Raw genomic sequence first — 24,714 nt, forward strand, 5'->3', positions numbered from 1 at the left:
TATGGGTCTCTTGCGTGGGACTATGAGGGCTTCTACGGCTTTCTCCGCAAAAGCATCGACAGCATCGTGCCCGCCACGGCGGACACGATAATCAGCAGATGCGCGTTGACGCCGACACCGGCTAACTGCTCCAGCGCCGCGCGGTCCGCCCCCGCACCAAAGGAAACCGCACCGGCCGCGATCGCTGCCGGATAGGTGCCGACGCCCGCTGGCGCATGCATCGGCAGCACGGAGGAGAGTTCGCCGCCAAGCGCCCCGCCAAAACAGGCAGCAAGCGGCGCAACGCCCATGATCGCCAGAACCCAGGCGAGAACCACCACCTTGACCGCCCAGTTCAGAATGGTCATCGCCCAGGCCCTGAGAAATGCACCTGTCGTGCCAGGCAGACCTGCATCAAGCTCTTCGACGAGCGCTTCCAGTCTTGCTGGCAGCAACCGCTGCGCCAGGGCGACAACGCGATCCTTCAACAGAAAGAACGGAAGTGGCGCGACAAGCGCCGCGATCCAGAGTGCCCAGGCGGCACCGGACCCACGGCCGAAAACGATGCCGACCGCCGCTACTGTCAACAGGGCGTGCAGGTCGAGCAGCCGCATAACCAGAAGTGCCGAGGTTCCCCGCGCCAGCGGGATCGAGAATTCCGACCGCATCAACAGCGGAAAGCTCGTCTCCCCGGTGCGAAAAGGCAGCATGATGTTCAAGAGGTTGTGGACCTGCGTGACGCGAAACAGCGCCAGAAACCGGCCTGACGTCTCCGTCGGGAAGTAGTCGTAAATGCGATAGCAGCGAATGAAATAGGTCGCGACAAGAAGCGTCAGGGCCGCGAGCCCGGAACCGACGCCGATTTTCGTCCATTGCTCGAGCAGCGTTTGCCAGCCCCAGACCCATTGGACAAAAACGGCATAGGCGACAATCGCTGCTGCCGATATCAGTGTCACGCGGTTGCGCGCCAGCCACGATCGCCGCTCGAACTCGCAGCCAGAATTCATCAGACGCCGATTTCCCGTGTTGAAACGCAACTTTGCACGTTGGTTATCACCGATAACTGTGCAAGAAAATGATCAAGAAAATGATTATTTAAGCGCCCCCCTATTGTTCCGGCACGTGCAAGACGCGCCGAATGCACGAGCGATCCCATGCTGCCCATCGAGTTATCCGTCGTCATCCCAGTCTTCAACGAAGAGGACAGCATTGAGCCGCTCATCACGCGCGTCAGTGACGCCATGGTGAATTTTTCAGCCCCGTGGGAACTGATCCTGGTCGACGACGGCAGCACCGATCGCACTCTGACCAATGCAAGAAAGGCGCTCTGTCGCCCCGATCTTCAGCTGAAGATCATCGAACTGCAGAAGAACTTCGGGCAAACCGCCGCCATGCAATCCGGCATCGACGCGGCGTCCGGCCGGCTGATCGCCACGCTCGACGGTGACCTGCAGAACGACCCGGCCGATATTCCGGTTATGGTCAAAGCAATCGAGGAGCGGCAACTCGACCTGCTCGTCGGCTGGCGCAAGAATCGTCAGGACGGGCTGCTGCTCAGAAAAATCCCGTCGTGGTGCGCCAACCGGCTAATCGGCAAGATCACCGGCGTCCGGCTGCACGACTATGGTTGCAGCCTGAAGGTTTACCGCGGCTCGATCATCAAGCAGGTCAAGCTGATGGGCGAGATGCACCGCTTCATCCCCGCCTGGGTCGCGGGGGTCGTCCCCAGCAGCCGCATCGGCGAAATGCCGGTGACCCATCACGCGCGCCAGCACGGCAAGTCGAAATACGGCATCTCGCGCACCTTCCGCGTGATCCTCGATCTGCTGTCGGTGCTGTTCTTCATGCGTTACAAGGCGCGCCCGGGCCATTTCTTCGGCTCGATCGGGCTTGCAGCTGGGGCGGCAAGCGCCCTCATCCTGCTCTATCTTGCCTTCGACAAGTTCCTTCTCGGCAACGATATCGGCACCCGCCCGATGCTGATCGTCGGCGTGATGCTGTTTCTGTCATCGGTCCAACTCGTGACAACAGGCATTCTCGCCGAGATGATGGCGCGTGCCTATTTCCGCGACGACGAAACCACCAGCTATATCGTGCGCGAGGTCTTTGTACGGGATCAGACGAATGTCTGAGTTCGTCGAGCGGCGACCCAACCTCTTCATCGCCCTGCTCGCCGGCTATTTCCTGCTCTGCATTGGCCTGCGTCTCGCCGTTTCGAATTCGCTCGAAATCGACGAGGCGGAGCAGGCGTTCGTTTCGCAGTTCCTGCGGCTCGGCTACGGTGCGCAACCGCCCCTCTACAACTGGCTGCAGTACGGACTTGGATCCGTTTTCGGGCCGTCTCTCGCAACGATGACGGTGCTCAAGAACCTGCTTCTGTTTCTTTGCTGCCTCTTCTATGGCCTAGCCGCGCGCGAAGTCCTTGCGGAAAAGCGCCTGGCGCTGATCGCCATGCTCGGTGTGCTGACACTGCCTCCGATCTTCCTGCTTGCGCAGCGTGATCTTTCCCATACGGTCGCGGCACTATTTGCCGTATCACTGTTTCTCTACGGCTTCCTGCGGACGTTGGCCCGCCCGAGCCTTGCGGCCTATGTGCTGACCGGGCTTGCCGTCGGCATCGGTCTCATCGCCAAGTACAATTTTGCGCTTGTACCCGCCGCCGCGGTCCTTGCCATTCTGCCGGAACACAAGCTACGCGAGCGCCTTTTCGACTGGCGTGTCCTGGTCTCGCTCGTGGTCGCGGCACTGATCGCTTTGCCGCATGGCTGGTGGGTCCTTGAAAACCTCGGCTCCGCCTCAAACAACACCTTTCTCGAGATGCGCGAGGCCCATTTCGAGGGCCGCCTCGCACAGGCGTTCCACGGCGTGGTTTCGCTCATTGCCGCCACGATCCGCGGCAGCGTCGTGCCGCTCGTCGTGTTCGGACTCATATTCCGCAAGAGCATTCCTGCGATCTGGTCGGCGCAAAGCCAATGGACCCGCGTTGTCGGCCGCATGCTTGCAATCTGTCTCGTGGCAGTCCTACTGATTGTTCTCGGGGTCGGAGCCACGCATATCCGGGAAAAGTGGCTCGTGCTCTTCCTGATTCTCCTGCCGCTCTATCTCTGCCTCAAGGTCGAAGCGGCCGGCGTCGATGTCACGTTTAAACTTCGACCGTTCCTATGGCTCGTTGCCTTCATCGTGCTCACTACGCTCGTAGTGGTTTCCACCCGGGCGATCGTGCGTCCGCTCTTCGGAAAATATTCGCGATTGAGCATTCCCTACGCCACGTTGGCCGAAACGGTCGTTAAGCTTGAAGGTCGCGAACCGGCCCTGATCCTTGCAACGGACAAGTTGATCGCGGGCAACCTTCGCACGCACCTTCAAAATACGCCCGTTCTCACCGCCAGCTATTTTGGCGCAGCGACGGCCAACGCATCGATGCCGCTGCTCGTCGTCTGGAGCGATGACGGCAAGGCGGAGCCGATCCTGCCCGAGACGCTAGCGGATGCGATGAAAATGCGTGGATTTTCGACGACGACGGCGACGCCACAGGTTCTGTCCCTGCCCTATCTGCACGGCAAGACTGAAGACCGCTACACTTTCGGCTATCTCTGGGTCACGAACTAGACCGGTCGGCGCCGACGAGCAGCTTGAGTTCGCCGGGATGGATCCTCAACGCGACGTCGCGGCCCATCGGCAGGAGTTCGCCATCGATCACGCAGTTGATCTTGCGATCGACCTTGGGGAAATGCAGATCCAAAGCATGGCCACTCATCTCGGTAATGACCGGGTTGTCGCGGAACTTGCCACGCAGCACGTCGAGCGCAAGCTTGGCAACGCCGGGCGAGCTCAAGGGAGGGGCGGTGTAGAAGCCGAGATGGCCGGCCGTTACATCGTCCGCATACATCAGAGTATCGCGTCCGAACGGATTGTTCGACACGGACACAGCCGAAACATGCCGACTTTCATGGTGACCATCCACATCGAACTCGATCTCGAAATCCGGCGGATTGAGGATGACACCGAGGGCGGCGCGGGTGCTCGCCGTGATCTTGCCCAAGCGCGATCGAAAACTGAACGATTCGCGGTAGCGCACCATGCGGGCGTGCAGCCCCATCGAGAACTGGTGCACGAAGGCCCGGCCATCGGCGCTGCCGATATCACCATCGATGATCGTACCCTGCGCCAGAACTTCCGGCACCTTCCAGATGTCGAGCGGCAGTTTCAGCGTGCGGGCAAAAAGATTCATCGTCCCGGCCGGCACGACCCCAAGCGGCATGCCTGTTTTCCAGGCGACGCCTGCGGCTGCCGAAATCGTACCGTCGCCGCCGCCGGCCACGATCGCGTCGAGATCGTCGCGCCGGCAGGTCTTTTCCAGAGTCTCCCGCATCTCGGCTCCCGAGACGGTCGCGATCTCGATCTGATGCCCGGCATCGCGAAAGATCGCCTCAACCCTATTGCCATAGGCCGCCATGTCCGTCGTTCGGAAGGTCCCACCGTCCCGATTGAAGATAGCTTTGATTTTCATGAAAGGCTTACTGGCTCCATTGCCGTGGCACAGTGCGTCCACTGCGATGAGATAATCGCAATCGGCGCCGTTTCCAGAGCCTTACCAAAACTTAACTTTGTTCAAGCACCTGGCGGGCGCCCGGTTTCACCGCCGCAGTCCACCCTTGTCTGCGGCACGGCAGCGTTGCCGATCTGCTTCGGCGTCACTCCGGCAGCTTGAGCGGACCACCGGTCTTGATCGAGCGGATGGCAAAGTTGGAGCGGATGTCGGTGACCCCGGGCATGGCCAGCAACGTCTCCGTCAGCAGCGTCTCATAGGCCGAAAGATCTTCGACGACGACCTCGGCCAGAAAATCGGCATTTCCGGAGATCAGGAAGCAGGAGACAACCTCGGGAATGGCAAGCAAGGCCTCCTGCTGGAGCTGGGCATTCTCACGGCTGTGCTGACCGACCTTGATTTCGACGAAGACGGTAAGACCGAGCCCGACCTCCTTGCGGTCGATGTCGGCCCGATAGCCCCGCAGGATCCCCGATTTCTCCAGATTGCGGATGCGCCGCAGGCAGGGCGACGGCGACAGATTGACACGTTCGGCAATCTCCACGTTCGTTGCCCGCGCGTCCTCCTGTAGTATCTTGAGAATCGCGAGATCGAATTTATCGAGATTTGGCATAGTTGATAATCCAGTAAGGCCATGTTGGCATATGATTGCGCACCATAGGCCATATGGAGCATAAATCGCAAGGACATGCCTTGCCCACAGGCAGTAATCTTCTTCCCAGGCCCAGACAATCACGGGCACTCAAGTCGGGAAGGAAAATCAGATGGTTGCGCTCACACTCGATCGCGGCGGCGCCGCACCCGTCGCCACCGGCTATGCCGGCGCCTTCGTCACCGTCCTGATCTGGGCGGGGTGGATTCTTGCAACACGACACACTGCCGGCACCGCGCTCGGTACGATCGACCTTGGCCTTATCCGCTACGGCATCCCGGCGCTGGTCCTTGCGCCGGTGTGGCTGAAAATCGGCCTTCTGCCGCGCAAGCTGCCACTCCTGTTGCTTCTCCTGATGGTCGCTGGTTCCGGCGCGCTGTTCTTCCAGGTCGCAGCCTTCGCCATTCACGCGACCCCCGCCTCCTCCGTCGGCGTGCTGCTCGGCGGCTCGATGCCGCTGGCAACGGCGTTGATCGGCATCGTCATCTTCGGCGAGCGCCCTGACCGCATGCGCATCCTCGGCTTTGGCGCCATCATTGCAGGCGTCGCCCTGCTGCTTGCCCGCAGCCTTGCCGGCACCACGGGCACCGGCTGGACCGGTTACGCGCTCCTTCCCGCAGCGGCCACGCTCTGGGCAATTTACACGCACGCATTCCGGCGCTCCGGTCTCAGTCCGCTCGAGGGCAGCGCACTGATCGCGGTGTGGTCGTTCCTGATCCACTTGCTGCTTGCCGGCGTTTTCGGCAGCACCCTTGCCAGCGTTCCCCTCAAGGAGATCGCGCTGCAGATCACCAGCCAGGGTCTGCTGTCGGGCCTCGTCGCAATGGTTGCCTATGGTGTGGCGGTCCGCAGCCTCGGCGGAACCCAGGCTGCCGCCTTCACCGCACTCACCCCCGTGCTGGCGATGATCGGCGGCGCCGTGCTTCTCGGCGAACAGATCGGCCCGTTCGAGATCGTCGCCGCCATCATCACCGCTGCCGGCGTGGCGCTCTCGACCGGCATCCTTTCGCCGCGTCGAGCCTGAAGGACAGGAACAAAAATGGCCCGGAAGCGAAAGTTTCCGGGCCATTTCATTTGTCCAATCGGCAGTTTCAGCCGTGAATAATCTCGCGATGCTTCTGCAGCCGATGACCATAGGCCTGGCTGACGCGGTCGAAGATGATGGCGATGCCGACGATGGCAAGACCGTTGAAGATACCGAGCGTGAAATACTGGTTGGCGATCGCCTTCAGCACCGGCTGGCCGAGCCCCTGAACCCCGATCATCGAGGCGATGACCACCATGGCCAGCGCCATCATGATCGTCTGGTTGATGCCGGCCATGATCGTCGGCAAGGCCAGCGGCATCTGCACGTTCTTGAGTTTCTGCCAGCCAGAAGAGCCGAAGGCATCCGCCGCCTCCAGCACATCCTTGTCGACGAGGCGGATGCCGAGATTGGTCAACCGGATCATCGGCGGGATCGCATAGATCACCACTGCGATCAGCCCCGGAACCTTGCCGATGCCGAGCAGCATCACTACCGGGATCAGATAGACGAAGCTCGGCATGGTCTGCATCACGTCGAGAATCGGGTTGACGACATTCTGGAACCGGTCCGAACGCGACATGATGATGCCGAGCGGTATGCCGATGGCGATCGACAGCACGGTACAGACGAAGATCATCGAGATCGTCTTCATCGTGTCGTCCCACATGTCGAAATAGCCGATAAGCAGCAGCGTACCGACACAGCCGGCGACGATCTTCCAGTTCCGGCTCGCAAGCCAGGCGAGAACCGCAATCAGCAGGATGATGATCGGCCAGGGTGTGCGCGTCATGAAGCGCTCCGACTGGATCAGAAAGAACTGCAACGGTTCGAAAAACGCTTCGATGCCGTCGCCATAGGCGCGCGTGAAGGTCCGGAAACCTTCGTCGATCGCCTTCTTCAACGCCCGCAGGCGATCATCGTCCATATGCGGAAACTGGGTCAGCCATTCCATTCCATTCCCCTTCACTGCTCCCCAACGGCGGCCCTGATTTTTTGTCTTTTGACCGCCGACCATCACTTTTGAGCGTTTCCGGTTTAAACGGAGTCGCAGAAACGCTCTATCTCATTGTTTTTGCGCATTTCCTGTCGGAAAATCGCTTCGCACCTTTCCTGGAAATACTCCAAGAGGCGGCGCACGAGATCCGCGCGCCGCCCTTTTTTGTCACGCGATGACGATCAAAGCGCGGACTTGACCTTCTCGGCGACATCCGGCGAGACCCAGGTGGTCCAGATGTCGGGGTTTTCCTCGAGGAAGTGTTTTGCGCCTTCCTCACCACTTGCCTGGTTATCGGTCATCCAGGCCATCAGCTTGTTGACGGTGTCGTTGGTCCAGGCACGCTTGTTCAGGTAGTCCATGGCCGGGCCGGCGCGATCGGCAAACGTCTTGGTCACCAGCGTCTGCACCTTGTCCTTCGGCCAGTCGTTCTTCTTCGGGTCCGGGCAGTCGGCAACCGTGTTGCAGCGCTTCCATTCCGCGGCATCCGCCTCGACGCCATGGCCGAGCTTCACCATTTCGTATTTGCCGAGGAGTGCCGTCGGCGCCCAGTAGTAGCCAACCCACCCCTGCTTGCGCTCGTAGGCCTTGGCGATCGAGCCATCGAGGCCGGCAGCCGAGCCGGTATCAACAAGCGTGAAGCCGGCCGCCTCGCCGCCATAGGCCTTGTAGAGCTGCGTCGTGACGACCGTGCCGCCCCAACCCTGCGGGCCGTTGAAGACGGCGCCCTTGCTTGCGTCTTCCGGATCGGGGAACAGTTCCTTGTGCTTGAGCACATCGTCGATCGTCTTGATGTCGGGATTGGCGTCCACGATGTATTTTGGAACCCACCAGCCCTGGACAGCACCATCGGAAAGCGCGACGGCGGCACCGACCAGTTTGCCTTCTTCAAGGCCGCGGTTGACGACGTCGGGCAGGAGATCCACCCAGCCTTCCGGCGCGATATCGGGCTGGCCCTTCTCGATCATCGAGGTGATCGTCGGCACGGTATCGCCGACGACGAGCTCGGCGTTGCAGCCATACCCTTCCGTCAAAATGATCTTGTCGACACTCGCCAGAACCTCGGCGCTCTGCCAGTTCATGTTCGCGATCGTCACGTCGCCGCATTCGGCTGCCGAAGCCGTGCCGGCAAGGCCAAGAAGGCCGGCGGCCAGGCAAGTCGTTGCAAGAAGCTTGTTCATTTCTGTTCCCTTTGTTCTGGCGGTACGTCCCGTCGGACGACCGATCTCACCGCAGTGATCGGTCGCGTGTCAACAGGCTCCGGTCCTACTCAAGAACGACAGGGACCGAACGGCCTGCAGGTCCGTCGACGCGCCTGGCGCGACAACGGCACCCTCAAGGCTATAGGGTCTTTCCGGCAAAGACTTTCCCATTTGCGTCAACGATTGCCTTTCCCAATGTTCCCGCATTTGCCGAGGCGCCGGAGATGCTCGCCGCTGAGCAGGATGACTTGCGCCGAGAAATGCGCGCCACACACGGATCCGCTCGCCTGCTTGAAATGAAAGAGGCGCCGAGCAAGAGCTCGACGCCTCCAAATGTTTCCTGTTGCGCAGCTCACGCAACGGCCCGCCCTCACATGTTGGGATAGACTGGTCCCTCGCCGCCCTGCGGCGGCACCCAGTTGATGTTCTGGTTCGGGTCCTTGATGTCGCAGGTCTTGCAGTGCACGCAGTTCTGCGCGTTGATGACGAAGACCGGCTGGCCGTCCTTCTCCACCCACTCATAGACCCCGGCGGGACAGTAGCGCGTCGACGGACCGGCAAAGACGTCGAGCTCCGAGGTGCGCTGCAGCTCCGGGTTCTTCACCTGCAGATGGATCGGCTGGTCTTCCTCGTGGTTGGTGTTCGACAGGAACACCGAGGACAGCCGGTCGAAGGTCAAAACGCCGTCGGGCTTCGGATAGTCGATCTTCTGGTGCTGCGCTGCCGGCTCCAGCGATTGCGCGTCGGTCTTGCCGTGTTTCAGCGTGCCGAAGAAGGAGAAGCCGAACAGCTGGTTGGTCCACATGTCGAGACCGCCGAGCGCCACGCCGATTGCGGTGCCGAACTTCGACCACAGCGGCTTGACGTTCCTGACCCGCTTCAGGTCCTGGCCGATGGCGCTGTCGCGCCAGCCACGCTCGATTTCGATCGGCTCGTCATTGGCGCGACCGCTGGCGATCGCCGCCGCCAGCTTCTCGGCCGCCAGAATGCCCGACAGCACCGCATTGTGGCTGCCCTTGATGCGCGGCACGTTGACGAAACCGGCCGAACAGCCGATCAGCGCGCCGCCGGGGAACGACAGTTTCGGCACCGACTGGTAGCCGCCCTCGGTGATCGCCCTCGCGCCGTAGGACAGCCGCTTGCCGCCTTCGAAGGTGCCGCGAATGGCCGGATGGGTCTTGAACCGCTGGAACTCCTCGAACGGGAAGAGGTAGGGATTCTTGTAGTTGAGGTGCACGACGAAGCCGACGGCGACCAGGTTGTCTTCGAGATGGTAGAGGAACGAGCCGCCGCCGGTCTTCATGCCGAGCGGCCAGCCGAACGAATGCTGCACCAGGCCGGGCCTGTGGTTCTCCGGCTTGACCTGCCACAGTTCCTTCAGGCCGATGCCGAATTTCTGGACGTCGCGGTCCTTCGACAGATCGAATTTCGAAATCAGCTGCTTGGCAAGCGAGCCGCGCACGCCCTCGCCGATCAGCGTGTATTTGCCGAGGAGCGCCATGCCGCGGGCGAAGTTCGGACCCGGCTCGCCATTGCGCTCGATGCCCATGTCGCCGGTGGCAACGCCGATGACGGCACCGTCGTCGTTATAGAGCACTTCGGTGGCGGCAAAGCCCGGGTAGATCTCGACGCCGAGCGCTTCGGCGTGGCTGGCCAGCCAGCGACAGACATTGCCGAGCGAGACGATGTAGTTGCCGTGATTGTTCATCAACGGCGGCATGGCGAAGTTCGGCAGGCGGATCGAGCCGGCCGGACCGAGCAACAGGAACTGGTCGTCGGTAACCTCGGTCTTGAACGGATGGTCGGCCTCGTCGCGCCAGCCCGGCAACAGCCGGTCGATGCCGATCGGATCGACGACGGCGCCCGACAGGATATGCGCGCCGACTTCGGCGCCCTTTTCCAAAACCACCACCGAGAGCTCGGGATTGACCTGCTTCAGCCGGATCGCCGCCGCCAGACCCGCAGGCCCAGCCCCAACGATCACCACGTCGAACTCCATACTCTCGCGCTCGGGTAGATCCATCGCCTCGCTCATACCGTCTCTCCAGTCTCGCCGGTCTTCTGCCAGCTCAGTTCCCAGGCCATATCATGTCGTCATGGCAAATGCAGTTTGGCTTGTCGAGCCGGGATGCGACAGACGATGCCCGCTTTTGCGCATGAGGTCATGAGTTTAGCACAAATGTCTATATGACGTGAACGTAAACGTAAATATGTGATTTCGCCCATGTCCTTGTGGGTCGTCGCCTTGCAGCCTTGCTTTTGCCGAATAGCCATGTCAGGAGGCCGGGCATTCGACTTTCCGGCGGAAGACGCCGGCAATCCCATCCGCAACCGGCATTTCGGCAAGGCACCCCATGGCGCCGGAACGGCATGCCTTTCGCTCCGTTCCTGGCACCGCCGACCTCCCCGGCACCGGCCCGAAGGCGGCGTGCGGAACAGAGCCGTGTCGCCTTGCGCAGCCCGGATAGGGCATGGCGCAGCGACACCAAAGACACAGACGTCAGGAGACATCACATGGCCAGAGCACTGGGCTTCGATTTCGGCACCACAAACTCGGTCCTCGCGGTTTCGGCAGGCGACACCACCCATTCGATGAACTTCGACAGCATGGCCGGCAGCACCGATGCGATGCGCACGGCACTCTCCTTCATGAAGGATTCCAACCTCGGCGCGTCCGCGCTCAAGGTGGAAGCCGGACAGGCGGCAATTCGCTCGTTCATCGACAATCCCGGCGACTGTCGTTTCCTGCAGTCGATCAAGACCTTTGCCGCAAGCCCGCTGTTCCAGGGCACGCAGATCTATGCCAAGCGCCATAGTTTCGAAGACCTGATGCGGGTGTTCCTGACGAAGCTGCGCGAATATGCCGGTGACGACTGGGCGAGCCAGTATAGCCGCATCGTCGTTGGAAGACCCGTTCGCTTCGCCGGCTCCAGCCCCGATCCGGCATTGGCGCTCGAGCGTTACAGCGCCGCCCTTTCGGAGTTCGGCTTTCCCGAAATCCACTATGTCTACGAGCCGGTGGCGGCGGCATTCTACTTTGCCCAGAACCTCAAGCGCGACGCCACGGTGCTGGTTGCCGATTTCGGCGGCGGCACCACCGACTATTCGCTGATCCGCTTTGAGACCAAGGCAGGGCGCCTGGCGGCGACGCCGATCGGCCACTCGGGCGTCGGCATCGCCGGCGACCATTTCGACTTCCGCATCATCGACAATGTGATCTCGCCTCTCATCGGAAAGGGGAGTCTGTTCAAGAGCTTCGACAAGCTGCTTGAAGTGCCGTCGAACTACTATGCGAATTTCGGCCGCTGGAATCAGCTTTCCATCTTCAAGACATTGAAAGACTTCACGGATCTGAAGAAGCTGGTGCGCCAGAGCCTGGAGCCGGAAAAGCTCGAGGCGTTCGTCGATCTGATCGAGCATGACGAGGGCTATCCGCTCTACCAGGCGATCTCGGCGACCAAGATGCGCCTGTCGCAGGAGGAAGAGACCGAGTTCTATTTCTCGCCGCTTGGCGAGATGTCGCGTCGCACCGTGCGCCGCGCCGATTTCGAAGGCTGGATCGCACCTGAACTTGCGCGCATCGAAGAGGCGCTCGACGAGGTCCTGACGACGACGGAAACGCCGCCGGCAAGCATCGACAAGGTCTTCCTCACCGGCGGCACCTCCTTCGTGCCCGCGGTACGCAACTTGTTCGAGCGGCGCTTCGAAAAGGACCGGATCGAAAGCGGCGGCGAACTGCTGTCGATCGCCCATGGTCTGGCGCTGATCGGAGACCATGAGGATATCGGCCACTGGACTGCGAATGCGGCATAAGTCCATTGGACCACATTTTCTGACGTGCTAGGTTGGCGCCCATGATTTCTGCCGACAACCTCTCCCCTGGCCAACTTGCCGCCCTGCTCGCCTTCCATGCGGATGCGGGTGTCGAGTGGCTGATGGAGGAGGATCCGGTCGATCGCTTCGCCGAGTTCGAAGCGATGAAGGCGGCACGCTCCGATTCGCGCCAACAGGCCGATTCGCGCCATCAGGCGAGCGCAAGCCAGCCGGCGGCGCGCTCGGAGGCTCCGGCTGCAACGCGGCAGCCGGCGAGCCCGGCCGGCGGCCAGGCCCGCGAACCCCGCGCGCCGGCGCCTGCCGTCAACGCCCCGGCGGTCGCCATCCCCGACGCCCAGGCCGTCAAGGAGGCGCAGTTTGCCGCGGAATCGGCGCGCTCGCTTGCCGAGTTGCGATCGGCAATGGAAGGCTTCGTCGGCTGCAATCTCAGAAACAGTGCCCGTAATCTCGTCTTTGCCGAGGGCGATCCGTCAAACGGCATCATGATCGTCGGCCCCATGCCCTATGCGGATGACGATCGCGACGGCCAGCCGTTCTCGGGCCGGCTGGGAGACATGCTCAACCGCATGCTCGCCGGCATCGGACTGTCGCGCGAGAGCGTCCTGCTCAGCAATGTCGTGCCGTGGCGCCCGCCGGGCAACCGCGTGCCGACCGTCCGCGAGGCCGATATCTGCCGCCCCTTCATCGAGCGCCAGGTTGCGCTCGCCGAGCCCAAGCACCTGTTGCTGCTTGGCAATTTCACCGCACGCTTCTTCTTCGGCGGCAGTGACACCATCCACCAGCTGCGTGGCGAATGGCGTGACCTTCAGATGGGCGGACACACCGTCCAGACCCTTGCAACCCTGCACCCGCAGGACCTGGTGACAGCGCCGATCAACAAGCGCTTCGCCTGGCAGGATATGCTTGCCTTCAAGGCCCGCATCAACGGCTGACCGCCGGCTGCCCGTTTCATGAACAAAGTGTGAAGAAAGCCATGCGGTTTGCGCATATCAGTGCAGCGTTCTAGTGCATTGCAAAATCCATGTTGCAGCGCAATATATCGGAACGGGAGGAATGGAATAAGGAACAAGAACCATGACTGCCCGCTTTCGCCCGATCCACAGCAGCTTTGAGACGCTCCGTCACACCGACGCTGCCCGGCGGACGCCGTTCAACCGCTTCGGCACGGCGGCCAACGAGCAGATGACTGCAATCGGCCTTGCCCGGACCACCCGTCCGTCGCAGCTTTTCGCCGACTTCATCCAACGCTGATCCCCACGCGATGCGCCGAACGGCGTGTCGCGCGATTGAGACGACGTAAGACAAGGAACAAGATCATGACCAAGCCCATCGCAAGCCTCAAGGTCCTGTTCGATTCGATCGCAGATATCGGCACCGCCGTTCGTGCCTCGCGTGAATACACCGCGCTCAGCACGACCAAGGACGCCCGCCGCGCCCATCGCTCGGCGATCAGCCCACTGCTGCCGAACTGATAGCGCCCGAGGACGGATCGTTACCGTCTTTTTGCTATCGGCTGTCGCAATCGACAGCGCCTAGAAAACTGGATAGAGCCACACTCGTTTCGAGTTCGAAGCGATAGGTCTATCCGGCATCTCCGTCTGACTGCCCTCGCTCCGCATCGCGCCTCCGTTGCCAACCACCCGGTTGGTCAACTCGGCGCGTGTTTGTTTTCAGGAGCGCCGATGCTGGCCAGTCTCGCTTCCGTCCTCAGCCTGATGCTGTCCACCCTGTTGATGATGGTGGCCTTCGGGCTTCAGAGCTACGTGATCCCGGTCCGATCGGTCGCTGAAAACTGGTCGACACTGACGGTTTCGGTCATTGCCACCGGCTACACGGTTGGCTTCACTGTTTCCTGCATTATTACGCCGAAATTCGTTTTGCGCGTCGGCCATGTCCGCGTCTTCACCGCGCTCATCACCCTGCTCTCGATCGCCATCCTCTTGTGCGGGCTTGTCGTCGACTGGCGCCTCTGGATCGTCTTTCGCGCCATCTCCGGCTTCGCCATCTCCGGCAGCTATCTCGTCATCGAAAGTTGGCTCAATGAGCGGGTGACCAACGAGAACCGCGGCATGCTCTTCTCGCTCTACCTGATCACCACGATGGTCGGCACCATCGGCGGGCAATACATGGTGCCGCTCGGAGACCCGACCACCACATCGCTCTTCATCCTCTGCGGTGTGCTGTTCTCATTGGCGCTGCTTCCGACGGCACTTTCGTCCTCGCCGATGCCGGCACCGCCGGCGCAGGCTCGGTTCGATATTCCCGGGCTGTTTCGTCGCTCCCCCGTTGCCGTGGTCGGCGGCTTTCTCGCAGGCGCGCTTTCGGGCGCCTGGCTGAACCTCGGCGGCGTGTTCACGCAGAAGATCGGGCTGTCGACCGGCGAAGGCGCCACATTGCTGGCATCGCTCCTGACCGGTAGTGCCATTTCGCAGATCCCGATCGGCCGCGCCTCCGATCGCATCGACCGCCGCATCGTCATGGTCGGCTGCGGCATCGTCGGCGTGATCTCCTGCCTGGTCATGTCCGCCTCGATCGGCAGCAGTCCGACGGTGCTCTATGTGATTGCCGCCTTCGTCGGCTCGGTGCTTTTCCCGATCTATGCGCTCAACGTCGCCCACGCCAACGACCTCGCCAAGCCGGACGAATATGTCGAGATTTCTTCCGGCTTGATGATCACCTATGGGCTTGGCACGATCTCCGGCCCGCTGATGGTCGGTCCTGTCATGGACCGGTTCGGACCGGCCGCGCTGTTCATCGTGCTTGCCGTCTACTTCGCGTTCTATGGAGGCTATGCCGCCTGGCGCATCCTGCGACGCGACCAGCACGAGGGCCTCGTTTCCAAGACCGACTTCCAGGCGACCACGGTGCTGCCGACGCCCGGACCCGACGTTACCAGCCCCATCGCCCAGCAGGCATCGCAGGACGGCCTGATCGAGGACGACACGGTGCCGGCGTGGGAGAGACAGCCGGAATAGGCACGGAGAGGGTCAACCCTGTGGCGTGACGTGCTTGCGCGCGCCCTTGCGCTCCAATCCAAGCCGATGCTCGCGCAAGATGATGAAGATGCCGGCGCCGGCGACAATGGCGGTGCCGATCAGCATCGTGCCCGTCGGAATGTCTTCGAACAGAAAATAGCCGATGACCAGGCCCAGCACGATCGAGGTGTATTCGAACGGCGCGATCGTCGACATGTCTGCGTGACGGTAGCTTTCCGTCAACAGGATCTGCGCCACGCCGCCGCAGAAGCCTGCAACCATCAGCAAGACGAAGGCTTCCTGCGAGATGCTTGGCCAGCCGAACGGCAAGGTGGCGAGCGAAAAGACCGAGGCCGAGAGCGAGAAATAGAGCACGATCGTGTGCGTGCGCTCGGCCTTCACCAGCTTGCGTACCAGCACCATGGCGATCGCACCGAGGGCTGCCGACAGCAGCACCGCCGCCGCCCCCAGTGCTTCGGATGAGCCGAGACCGCCTTCGCGGAACAGTGTCAGCCGCGGCCAGGTAATGATCATGACGCCGACCAGACCGATGACGACAGCCGACCAGCGGTAGAGTCGAACGGTCTCGCCGAGAAAGATCGCGGCAAAGGCAACGGCGATCAACGGCATCGCATAACCGATGGCGATCGCCTCGGGGAGCGGCAAGTGGACGAGGCCGTAGAAACCAAAACTCATCGCCAGGATACCGACGAAGCCGCGTGCGATGTGCCCACCGATATCCTTCGTCTTGAAAGCGTCGCGCAACTGCCCGCGAAGGGCGAGATAGCCGAGGATCGGGACCATTGCGAAGGCGGACCGGTAGAAGGTGATCTGGCCAGTGGCGATCTCGCTCCCGGCTGCCTTGATCAAGGTCGACATGCAAACGAAAATGACGACCGAAAGGACCTTGAGCAGGATCCCCTTCATCGGGTTTTCGACTTCGGCATCCATGGAAAGCACTTTTCGAGCCTGAGCGGACAAGGACCGCAACGGCGACAGTTTGGGAGATTTGGGTGAGAGGCTCACCGGAGAACCATGTCACTCTAGCTGCGCCGGGCGCGAAAGTCGGATCAATCTTCTTGATGAACCGACTTTTTTCTTGATGAGTTCATCGAAGCGAAGACAATCGCCGAGATTTCTTTAGCGACGTCGAAAAAAACCTTTCCGGTTTATTTCTTGTTAGTGCCACTTCGATACACGTCAAGGCGATAAGGGAGCGGGAAGAATACCGGAAACCATGTCTTTTCTGCCGGAAGTGCGGTCGCCGGCATCACAATCGTGTGGCATATCCGGCTTTTCGCCCTTTGGCCTTTTCACCATCACAAGCGCCCTCTACAAATCCACCAGTAGCAAGGCGCGAGCGGGACTGACCATGCGGACAAATACTGGCCAGATCATTCATCTGGAAGACTACCGGCCGACCGACTTCGTTCTTGAAAGAGTGGATCTGACCTTCGAGCTTGACCCGAAGGAAACCAAGGTCGAAGCGCGGCTGATCCTGCATCGGCGGGAAGGCGTGGACGCATCAGCCGCCCTGGTGCTTGACGGCGACGAGCTGGTCATGACCGGCCTGCTGCTCGACCAGGAAGAGCTTGCAGCCGCGCTCTACGACGTAACCGATGACACGCTGACGATCCGCGGCCTGCCCGAAACCGCCCCGTTCGAAGTCACCGTCACCACGATGCTCTCGCCAGAGACGAACACCAAGCTGATGGGTCTCTACCGCACCAACAGCGTCTACTGCACGCAGTGCGAGGCGGAAGGGTTCCGCCGCATCACCTACTTCCCTGATCGTCCCGACGTTCTTGCCGTCTATACGGTCAACATCATCGCCGACAAGAAATCCGCTCCGCTTCTGCTCTCCAACGGCAACTATCTCGGCGGCGCCGACATGGGCGATGGCCGACATTTCGCCGCCTGGTTCGATCCGCACCCGAAGCCCAGCTATCTCTTCGCGCTCGTTGCCGGCGATCTCGGCGTGGTCGAAGACACGTTCACTACCATGTCCGGCCGCGGCGTCGCCCTGAAGATCTATGTCGAACACGGCAAGGAGTCGCGCGCGTCCTACGCCATGGATGCGCTGAAGCGCTCGATGAAGTGGGACGAAGAGGTGTTCGGCCGCGAATACGATCTGGACATCTTCATGATCGTCGCCGTCTCCGACTTCAACATGGGCGCCATGGAGAACAAGGGACTAAACGTCTTCAACGACAAATACGTGCTGGCCGATCCGGAAACGGCGACCGACGCCGATTACGCCAATATCGAAGCGATCATCGCGCACGAGTATTTCCACAACTGGACCGGCAACCGCATCACCTGCCGCGACTGGTTCCAGCTCTGCCTCAAGGAAGGCCTGACGGTTTATCGCGACCACGAGTTTTCCGCCGACATGCGTTCGCGCGCCGTCAAGCGCATCGCCGAGGTTCGACACCTGAAATCGGAACAGTTCCCCGAGGATGCGGGCCCCCTCGCCCACCCGGTCCGGCCGACGAAATACCGCGAAATCAACAACTTCTATACGACCACGGTCTATGAGAAGGGCTCCGAAGTCACCCGGATGATCGCGACCCTTCTCGGTCGCGACCTGTTCAAAAAGGGCATGGACCTCTATTTCGAGCGCCACGACGGCCAGGCCGTGACCATCGAGGATTTCGTTGCCTGCTTCGCTGAGGTCAGCGGTCGCAATCTCAGCCAGTTCTCGCTCTGGTACGACCAGGCAGGTACGCCGCTGGTGACAGCGTCGGGCGCCTATGACGCGGCCAAGCAGACCTTCACCCTGTCGCTCGAACAGACCGTGCCACCGACGCCGGGGCAAAGCGCCAAGGAGCCGATGCACATTCCGTTGCGCATGGGCTTGCTGCTCGAAAACGGTGCGGAAGCCGATCTTTCGGGCGTGTCTGGCGCCGATATTACCGGCGACGTGCTGCACCTTGCCGAGCGCAAGCAGACGGTGGTTTTCTCCGGCATCACATCGCGCCCGGTGCCTTCATTCAACCGCGGCTTTTCCGCCCCGATCAACCTGCATATCGAGCAGACCGACGACGATCGGGCTCTGATCGCGCGGCACGAAAGCGATCTCTTCGCCCGCTGGCAGGCACTCAACGCCATTGCGCTTGCCAATCTGGTACCGGCAACGGCCAACGTCCGTGCGGGCAAATCCGTCACCTGCGAAAAGGCGCTGCTCGACGGCCTGATCGCCGCGGCGGCCGACGACAGGCTGGAGCCGGCCTTCCGGTCGCAGGCGCTGTCGCTGCCGAGCGAAGCCGACATCGCCCGCGAGATCGGCGCCGACAACGACCCCGACGCCATCCATGCCGCCCGGCAGCAGATCCTCAAAGCGATCGCGCTTGCGGGCCGCGCGACCTTCCTTCGGCTTGCCGACGAAATGGCCCCGTCGGGTTCCTTCAGTCCGGATGCGGAAAGCGCCGGACGTCGCGCCCTGCGCAATGCAGCACTCACCTATCTCGTCCATGGCGAGGACGATCCGAAGCGGGCAGCCGAAGCCTTCGCAGCCGCCGACAACATGACCGACCTCAGCCATGCGCTGGCACTGCTCGCGCACCGGTTCCCGGACACGCCCGAGACGACGCAGGCACTGGCGACTTTCCGGAAGCGGTTTGCCGACAATGCGCTGGTCATAGACAAGTGGTTCGCGGTGCAGGCCACAATTCCCGGGGCCGGCACGCTGGATCGCGTCAAGGCGCTGATGACCGAACCGCTTTTCAACGGCAGCAATCCGAACCGCGTACGGTCGCTGGTCGGCAGCTATGCCTTCGCCAACCCGACAGGCTTCAACCGCGCCGATGGCGAGGGCTACCGTTTCCTCGCGAAGCAGATCCTCGACATCGATCCACGCAATCCGCAGCTCGCGGCACGCATCCTGACTTCGATGCGCTCCTGGCGGTCGCTCGAAGATACCCGTGCCGACCATGCCCGCAATGCGCTGAAGGAAATCGCTGGCGCGACCAAGCTTTCGGCCGACGTCAGCGACATCGTCGAGCGCATGCTCAAGGCCTGAAAAGGCTGAGAATGCAGGTGTTTCACAAAGGCCGGGCCGCTTACGCGACCCGGCCTATTATTTCCCAACGATAAGAAATGGTTAAGAAATCTTTACCATTACCTCTGGACAAGGCGAATCGCCCTGTGATTCATTGAGTCAGATTCGGGCGAGCGGCGCGCCGAATCATCAGAGGGTTTCACATTGGGTAAGATGGCGGACGCGCGACCAGCGAGCGCAGCCGACGGGCGGTTGCGACTCAAGTTTTCAGGCTTTTCCGGCCTGGAACGCGAGTTCATCTCGCAGGCGAAAATTTTCGCCGAGCCGACGTCGCAGCGTCTTGCGGGCGCGGAACCTATTCTCAAGCGCTCGATCCCCATCCTCATCATCGCATTCCTGATCATCGTCGCCGTTTCGCGCATGTCCGGCATCATGGGCGAACACGCCCGGATGGAAGACAGTTCTCGCCAGACCGTCGGGCTTGCAGCAGCGACAGCCGTAGCGGCGTTTCAGGTCGACGGCATGACGTTGTTCGAAGAGGGCCGGCGTTGGGACGCCGAACAGAGGCTGACGCAGTACCTGCCCACCGCCATGCTCGACCCGGGCATGTTCCTCTTGACCGTGCGCAAGGATGGACGGATCTTCGCCAGCACGCCTGACGGCGTGGCGCTGATCGGCCGGACGCTTGCCTCGGTGGCGCCGGATATCGCAACGCTGCAATATTACGGCGAACATTCCAGTGTCATGAAGACGGCGATCGACGGCGTCGACCATATCGTTGCCCTGGCGCAGCTGCCCGACGCAGCCGGCGTCATCCTGGCGGCTACGCCGGTGACCCAGCTCGAAACAGCGTGGCGCGACGAGGTTTCGCTGAACGTGACGCTGTTTGCCGGCATCTCGGCGATCCTGCTCGTAGTGCTCTATGCCTACTACATTCAGGCAAAGCGCGCCCGCGACGCCGACTCGGTGTTTGCGGAATCGAACCTGCGGGTGGAAACCGCACTGTCGCGCGGCCGCTGCGGTCTCTGGGATTTCGACCTGGCCAACCGGCGGCTGTTCTGGTCGCGGTCGATGTATGAAATGCTGGGCATGCCCGGCGAGAGCAGCGTGCTCTCCTTCGGAGATGCGGCACGGCTGATGCATCCGGATGATCGCGGCATCTATGGCGTTGCGCGGACGATTGCCCGTGGCGATGCGCGCCAGATCGACCAGGTGTTCCGCATGCGCCATGCGGACGGCCATTACGTCTGGCTGCGCGCCCGCGCCGAGATCATCCGCACCGTTTCGGGCCGCGCCCATCTCATCGGCATCGCCATGGATGTCACCGAGCAGCACCGCCTCGCCCAGCGCTATGCGGAGGCAGATCAGCGCCTGGCCGATGCCATCGAATGCACGTCCGAGGCCTTCGTCCTCTGGGACAAGCAGGACCGGCTGGTGATGTGCAACACGCACTACCAGGAGGCCTACAAGCTTCCGGATCATGTGCTGGTGCCGGGCACGGAACGCATTGCCGTTCACGCCGCGGCCGCGCGCCCGGTGGTGGAGCGTCGCATCGCGGATCCGGACCGCAGCAACCACTCGCAAACCACAGAGGTGCAGCTCGCCGACGAGCGCTGGCTGCAGATCAACGAACGACGCACGCGCGACGGCGGCCTCGTTTCGGTCGGCACAGACATCACGCTCTTGAAGCGTCACCAAGTGCGGCTGCGCGAATCCGAGCGCCGGCTGATGGCGACCATCGGCGATCTCTCGGCCTCGCGCATGACCCTGGAGCGGCAGAAGACCGAGCTGTCGATCGCCAACGCCAACTATCAGGCGGAAAAGGAACGGGCCGAGGCGGCGAACCACGCCAAGTCGGAATTCCTCGCCAACATGTCCCATGAGCTGAGGACACCGCTCAACGCCATTCTCGGTTTTTCCGAGATCCTGCAGACGCAGATGTTCGGGCCGCTCGGCTCGGAGAAATACGACGAATACTCGCGCGACATCCACGAGAGCGGCAAACACCTGCTGAACGTCATCAACGACATCCTGGACATGTCGAAGATCGAAGCCGGGCATATGCGCATCAGCCGCGAGACGATCGACCTCGCGCCGTTGATCGAGGAGACGCTGCGCTTCACCACGATCCCGGCGCAGCAGAAGAACATCCATGTGGTGCAGCATATCGCCTCGGGCCTGACCGTCGTTGCCGACCGACGAGCGATGAAGCAGGTGCTGCTCAATCTCTTGTCCAACGCGGTCAAGTTCACCAATGAAGGCGGGCGCATTTCGCTGCGCGCCCGCAAGGTCACGGGCGCAGTGACGCTGACGATCGCCGACTCCGGCATCGGCATCCCGCGCGATGCCTTGCAGAAGATCGGCCAGCCCTTCGAGCAGGTGCAGAGCCAGTATGCCAAGAGCAAGGGCGGTTCCGGCCTCGGGCTTGCCATCTCCCGCTCATTGACGCGCCTTCACGGCGGAACCATGAAGATCCATTCCGCCGAGAACGTCGGCACCATCATTTCATTGCGCATGCCCGATCACGACAGCGACCCGCAGCCCTATCCCGAAACCACCGACTGAAAAATACGCCGAACGGCCTTCGAAAGCCGCTTGATATCGGCCTCCAGCGTTTTCAGGTCGGGATAGTCCCCTGCGCGGCAGACGAGATCGACGAGCCCGGCCGGCGCCTCCTTCGGATCGAACTCTCCCTCGATGCACAGGCGCACGATCTGCGATAGCTCGGTAAAGAGGCTCAGCGCCTCCATCGTCGTATCGAGATCGTTGGGGTTCATCATCGCGGCGCCGAGGACCTTCAAGGCGTCGGCCGTGTGGGCGCCCGCTTCAAGCGGCGGCACGTCTCTGGCCGGCGCGATCAGCGCCAGGTACTGCGCAATAAACTCGATATCGACGAGGCCGCCGGGGATGAGCTTGAAATCCCAGATGTCGCTCGGTGGCTTCTCGCTGTCGATCATCTCGCGCATCGAGATCACGTCGGCGCTGATCTTGGCGACATCGCGCTTCTGCCCGAGCACTTCGGCGAAGATGGCAGCGGCTTGCGCCGTCAGGCTGTCGTCGCCGCAGATGCAGCGCGCCCGCGTCAGAGCCAGATGCTCCCAGGTCCAGGCCTCCTCCCGCTGGTACTTGGCAAAGGCGTTGATGCGGGTCGCGACCGGCCCCTTGTTGCCGGACGGCCTCAGCCGCATGTCGACCTCATAAAGCACGCCTTCGGCCGTCGGCGCCGAGAGCGCGGCGATCAGACGTTGCGTCAGCCGGGTGAAATAGCGCGTGGGATCGAGCGGCTTGCCGCCGTCGGATTCCGAAGCCGCGTCGTCATAGTCGTAGAGCAGGATCAGGTCGACGTCGGAGCCCGCCGTCAGCTCATGGCTGCCGAGCTTGCCCATGCCGACAACGACAATGCGCCCACCCGGGAAATCGCCGTGAACCGAGCGCACCTCGGAAAGCACCGCGTCCACCGCGGCAGCGATGATCAGGTCGGCGAGATCGGTAAAGGCACGGCCTGCCTGCGCGCCCGAAATGGAGCCGGTCAACAGGCGAATGCCGATCAGGAACCGCTGCTCGGCGGCTATGATGCGCAGCCGATCGAGGACCTCTTCATAGTGGCGCGCGCCGGCGACGAAATTGGCGATGCGCGGCGCCAAATAGTCTCGGGTCGGCAGCTCCGCCAGCAGGCCCGGATCGAGCATGCCGTCAAACACATGCGGCCGCGCCGCGATGATCTCGGCAAGCCGTGGCGCCGAGGACATGATGTTGACGATCAATGACAAGAGCCGAGGATTGTTGCCGAGCAGCGAGAACAGCTGGATGCCGGCCGGCAGCCCCGAAATGAAATGGTCGAAACGCAGAAGTGCCTCGTCGGCGCGCCGGCTTTCGCCGAAGACGCGCAGGAGTTGCGGCGTCAGCTCCGTCAGCCGCTCGCGCGCCTCGACCGACTGCGTCGCCCGGTAGCGACCGTAGTGCCAGGTGCGGATCGTGTGCGAGATGTCGGACGGCCGCTGGAAGCCGAGCTTTCTTAGGGTATCGAGTGTATCGGGATCGTCGCGCTGGCCGGTGAAGACAAGATTGCCCGTCTCGCTCGAAAGCTTCGCCTCCTGCTCGAAGAGCTGAGCGTAGCGCCGCTCGACCGTGCGCAGCACCTTCGACAGCGCCTTGGAGAACGTGGCCGTGTCCTCGAAGCCGAGCATGAAGGCAATGCGCTTTAGCTCCGCCTCGGTCTCCGGCAACACATGGGTCTGCTCGTCGCGGACCATCTGGATCCGGTGCTCGACGTCGCGCAGGAACCAGTAGGCCTCGACCAGTTCGTCTGCGGTGGTTTCGTCGATCCAGCCGGCCTTCACCAGCGCGCGCAGCATCGGCTCCGTCGCCTTCAGCCGCAGGTCGGGCATGCGTCCGCCGGCGATCAGCTGCTGCGTCTGGACGAAGAACTCGATCTCACGGATGCCGCCGCGGCCGAGCTTGATATTGTGTCCCTTGACCGCAATCTCGCCGTGGCCCTTGTGGGCGTGGATCTGCCGCTTGATCGAATGAATGTCGGCGATTGCCGCATAGTCGAGATACTTGCGGAAGACGAACGGCGTCAGCTCCTTTAGGAAGGCCTCGCCCGCAGCGATATCGCCGGCAACCGGCCGCGCCTTGATGAAGGCTGCGCGCTCCCAGTTTTGCCCTCTGCCCTCGTAATAGAGCATCGCCGCCTCGACCGGGATTGCCAGCGGCGTCGAGCCGGGGTCCGGGCGCAGGCGCAAGTCGGTGCGAAAAACGTAGCCGTCACCGGTGCGCTCCTGGAGAATGCGGACGAGGCGGCGCAGAAGCCGGCCGAAGGTCTCGGAGGCATCATCGCGATCGACGATGATGCCGGACTGCGGATCGTAGAAGACCACGAGATCGATGTCGGAGGAGTAGTTGAGTTCGAAAGCACCGAGCTTGCCCATGCCGAGCACGACGACGCCGGCACCCTCGCTCGGGGCAACCACGTCTTTGAGCGCAAGCTTGCCGCCCTGATGGCCGCTTAAGAGCAGATGATCGATCGTTGCCGAAACGGCGGCACCGGCAAACTCGCTCAACCAGCGCGTTGTCTCGCGACCGTCGAAGTGCCGCGAGAGGTCCGCAAGCGCTACGGCGAAGGCAAGCTCGCGCTTGGCCCTTCGAAGCCGCGTCATGATCTCGGTATCTGGCAGCGCCACGCCGGGCTCCGCCGGCACCCAGGCATCCCGCGCCCGCCGGACCCTTTCCGTGAGAAACTCCTGCAACGGTTCCGACAGAAGCTGATCGAGTATGCCAGGCTGGCTGCCGCCGGTGTCACGCAGAAACGGCGACAAGGCGAAGGCTGCAACGATGAAGGCCTTGAACGGAGTTTCGGATGCCAGCAGGCGGCCGATCTGGTCATGGCCCTTGGCCATGTCCTTCAGCACCGACAGCGCAGATTTGGCGTCGGCCTGGCTTGCCGGTTTGATCGGCGCCGTCTCGATGCCCCACCAGTGCCCTGCCATCGTATCCTGCATG

General features: G+C 62.1%; 18 protein-coding genes. 10 read left to right on the forward strand and 8 right to left on the reverse strand.

The genetic code is table 11. From position 1 onward, the window contains the following. Positions 1-32: 32 nt before the first annotated feature. Positions 33-986: a lysylphosphatidylglycerol synthase domain-containing protein gene (locus ABIE33_RS02820; RefSeq protein ID WP_429121101.1), complete on the reverse strand. Its 954-nt coding sequence runs from the start codon at positions 984-986 to the stop codon at positions 33-35. 147 nt (positions 987-1,133) lie between these two features. On the opposite strand from ABIE33_RS02820, the gene ABIE33_RS02825 reads away from it, so the two are divergent. Then, positions 1,134-2,111 carry a glycosyltransferase family 2 protein gene (locus ABIE33_RS02825; protein ID WP_429121103.1) on the forward strand — a complete coding sequence of 326 codons (978 nt, stop codon included), beginning with the start codon at positions 1,134-1,136 and terminating at the stop codon, positions 2,109-2,111. Beyond that, positions 2,104-3,588, forward strand: a complete 1,485-nt coding sequence (locus ABIE33_RS02830; protein ID WP_429121106.1) for an ArnT family glycosyltransferase — start codon at positions 2,104-2,106, stop codon at positions 3,586-3,588. Before ABIE33_RS02825 ends, ABIE33_RS02830 begins: the two co-directional genes overlap by 8 nt. On the opposite strand, the gene ABIE33_RS02835 is transcribed toward ABIE33_RS02830, so the two are convergent. After that, positions 3,578-4,489: a diacylglycerol/lipid kinase family protein gene (locus ABIE33_RS02835; protein WP_429121109.1), complete on the reverse strand. Its 912-nt coding sequence runs from the start codon at positions 4,487-4,489 to the stop codon at positions 3,578-3,580. The genes ABIE33_RS02830 and ABIE33_RS02835 overlap by 11 nt on opposite strands. A 184-nt stretch (positions 4,490-4,673) precedes the next feature. Beyond that, positions 4,674-5,141 (reverse strand): Lrp/AsnC family transcriptional regulator, encoded by a 468-nt coding sequence (locus ABIE33_RS02840; protein WP_429121111.1) that lies wholly within the window; start codon positions 5,139-5,141, stop codon positions 4,674-4,676. A gap of 151 nt (positions 5,142-5,292) precedes the next feature. Here ABIE33_RS02840 and ABIE33_RS02845 point away from each other — a divergent pair, with 151 nt between their 5' ends. Continuing rightward, the gene (locus ABIE33_RS02845) at positions 5,293-6,204 is read left to right on the forward strand and encodes a DMT family transporter (RefSeq protein ID WP_429121114.1); all 912 of its coding nucleotides are present in this window, start codon (positions 5,293-5,295) and stop codon (positions 6,202-6,204) included. A gap of 67 nt (positions 6,205-6,271) precedes the next feature. On the opposite strand, the gene ABIE33_RS02850 is transcribed toward ABIE33_RS02845, so the two are convergent. The 3 genes from ABIE33_RS02850 to ABIE33_RS02860 all read right to left on the reverse strand — a co-directional run bounded on the left by ABIE33_RS02850 (position 6,272) and on the right by ABIE33_RS02860 (position 10,438). Continuing rightward, a complete protein-coding gene (locus tag ABIE33_RS02850; protein WP_429121116.1) occupies positions 6,272-7,159 on the reverse strand; it encodes an ABC transporter permease in 888 nt (295 codons plus the stop codon). Positions 7,160-7,383: 224 nt separating this feature from the next. Then, a complete protein-coding gene (locus tag ABIE33_RS02855; RefSeq protein WP_429121119.1) occupies positions 7,384-8,382 on the reverse strand; it encodes an ABC transporter substrate-binding protein in 999 nt (332 codons plus the stop codon). A 391-nt stretch (positions 8,383-8,773) separates the two neighbouring features. After that, positions 8,774-10,438, reverse strand: a complete 1,665-nt coding sequence (locus tag ABIE33_RS02860; protein ID WP_429121122.1) for an electron transfer flavoprotein-ubiquinone oxidoreductase — start codon at positions 10,436-10,438, stop codon at positions 8,774-8,776. 479 nt (positions 10,439-10,917) lie between these two features. On the opposite strand from ABIE33_RS02860, the gene ABIE33_RS02865 reads away from it, so the two are divergent. The 5 genes from ABIE33_RS02865 to ABIE33_RS02885 all read left to right on the forward strand — a co-directional run bounded on the left by ABIE33_RS02865 (position 10,918) and on the right by ABIE33_RS02885 (position 15,212). Continuing rightward, positions 10,918-12,216 carry an Hsp70 family protein gene (locus ABIE33_RS02865; RefSeq protein ID WP_429121124.1) on the forward strand — a complete coding sequence of 433 codons (1,299 nt, stop codon included), beginning with the start codon at positions 10,918-10,920 and terminating at the stop codon, positions 12,214-12,216. A gap of 41 nt (positions 12,217-12,257) precedes the next feature. Beyond that, complete coding sequence (locus ABIE33_RS02870; RefSeq protein ID WP_429121127.1) at positions 12,258-13,169, forward strand: uracil-DNA glycosylase; 912 nt, start codon at positions 12,258-12,260, stop codon at positions 13,167-13,169. Positions 13,170-13,311: 142 nt separating this feature from the next. Further along, complete coding sequence (locus tag ABIE33_RS02875; protein ID WP_139110001.1) at positions 13,312-13,488, forward strand: hypothetical protein; 177 nt, start codon at positions 13,312-13,314, stop codon at positions 13,486-13,488. A 65-nt stretch (positions 13,489-13,553) separates the two neighbouring features. Next, on the forward strand, positions 13,554-13,709 hold the full coding sequence (locus ABIE33_RS02880; protein ID WP_167590825.1) for a hypothetical protein: 156 nt from the start codon (positions 13,554-13,556) through the stop codon (positions 13,707-13,709). Positions 13,710-13,919: 210 nt separating this feature from the next. Beyond that, on the forward strand, positions 13,920-15,212 hold the full coding sequence (locus ABIE33_RS02885; protein ID WP_429121131.1) for an MFS transporter: 1,293 nt from the start codon (positions 13,920-13,922) through the stop codon (positions 15,210-15,212). A 12-nt stretch (positions 15,213-15,224) separates the two neighbouring features. On the opposite strand, the gene ABIE33_RS02890 is transcribed toward ABIE33_RS02885, so the two are convergent. Beyond that, positions 15,225-16,163: a DMT family transporter gene (locus ABIE33_RS02890; protein ID WP_429121134.1), complete on the reverse strand. Its 939-nt coding sequence runs from the start codon at positions 16,161-16,163 to the stop codon at positions 15,225-15,227. A gap of 421 nt (positions 16,164-16,584) precedes the next feature. On the opposite strand from ABIE33_RS02890, the gene pepN reads away from it, so the two are divergent. Together pepN and ABIE33_RS02900 are read left to right on the forward strand one after the other, a co-directional pair. Further along, the gene (gene pepN / locus ABIE33_RS02895; protein WP_429121137.1) at positions 16,585-19,233 is read left to right on the forward strand and encodes an aminopeptidase N; all 2,649 of its coding nucleotides are present in this window, start codon (positions 16,585-16,587) and stop codon (positions 19,231-19,233) included. Between the two features lie 183 nt (positions 19,234-19,416). After that, positions 19,417-21,777, forward strand: coding sequence for an ATP-binding protein (locus ABIE33_RS02900; protein WP_429121140.1), 2,361 nt, complete (start codon positions 19,417-19,419; stop codon positions 21,775-21,777). On the opposite strand, the gene ABIE33_RS02905 is transcribed toward ABIE33_RS02900, so the two are convergent. Next, positions 21,756-24,713 (reverse strand): bifunctional [glutamine synthetase] adenylyltransferase/[glutamine synthetase]-adenylyl-L-tyrosine phosphorylase, encoded by a 2,958-nt coding sequence (locus tag ABIE33_RS02905; RefSeq protein ID WP_429121142.1) that lies wholly within the window; start codon positions 24,711-24,713, stop codon positions 21,756-21,758. The genes ABIE33_RS02900 and ABIE33_RS02905 overlap by 22 nt on opposite strands. Position 24,714: the final 1 nt, after the last annotated feature.

The organism is Ensifer sp. 4252 (assembly GCF_050434565.1).
Taxonomy (GTDB): domain Bacteria; phylum Pseudomonadota; class Alphaproteobacteria; order Rhizobiales; family Rhizobiaceae; genus Ensifer.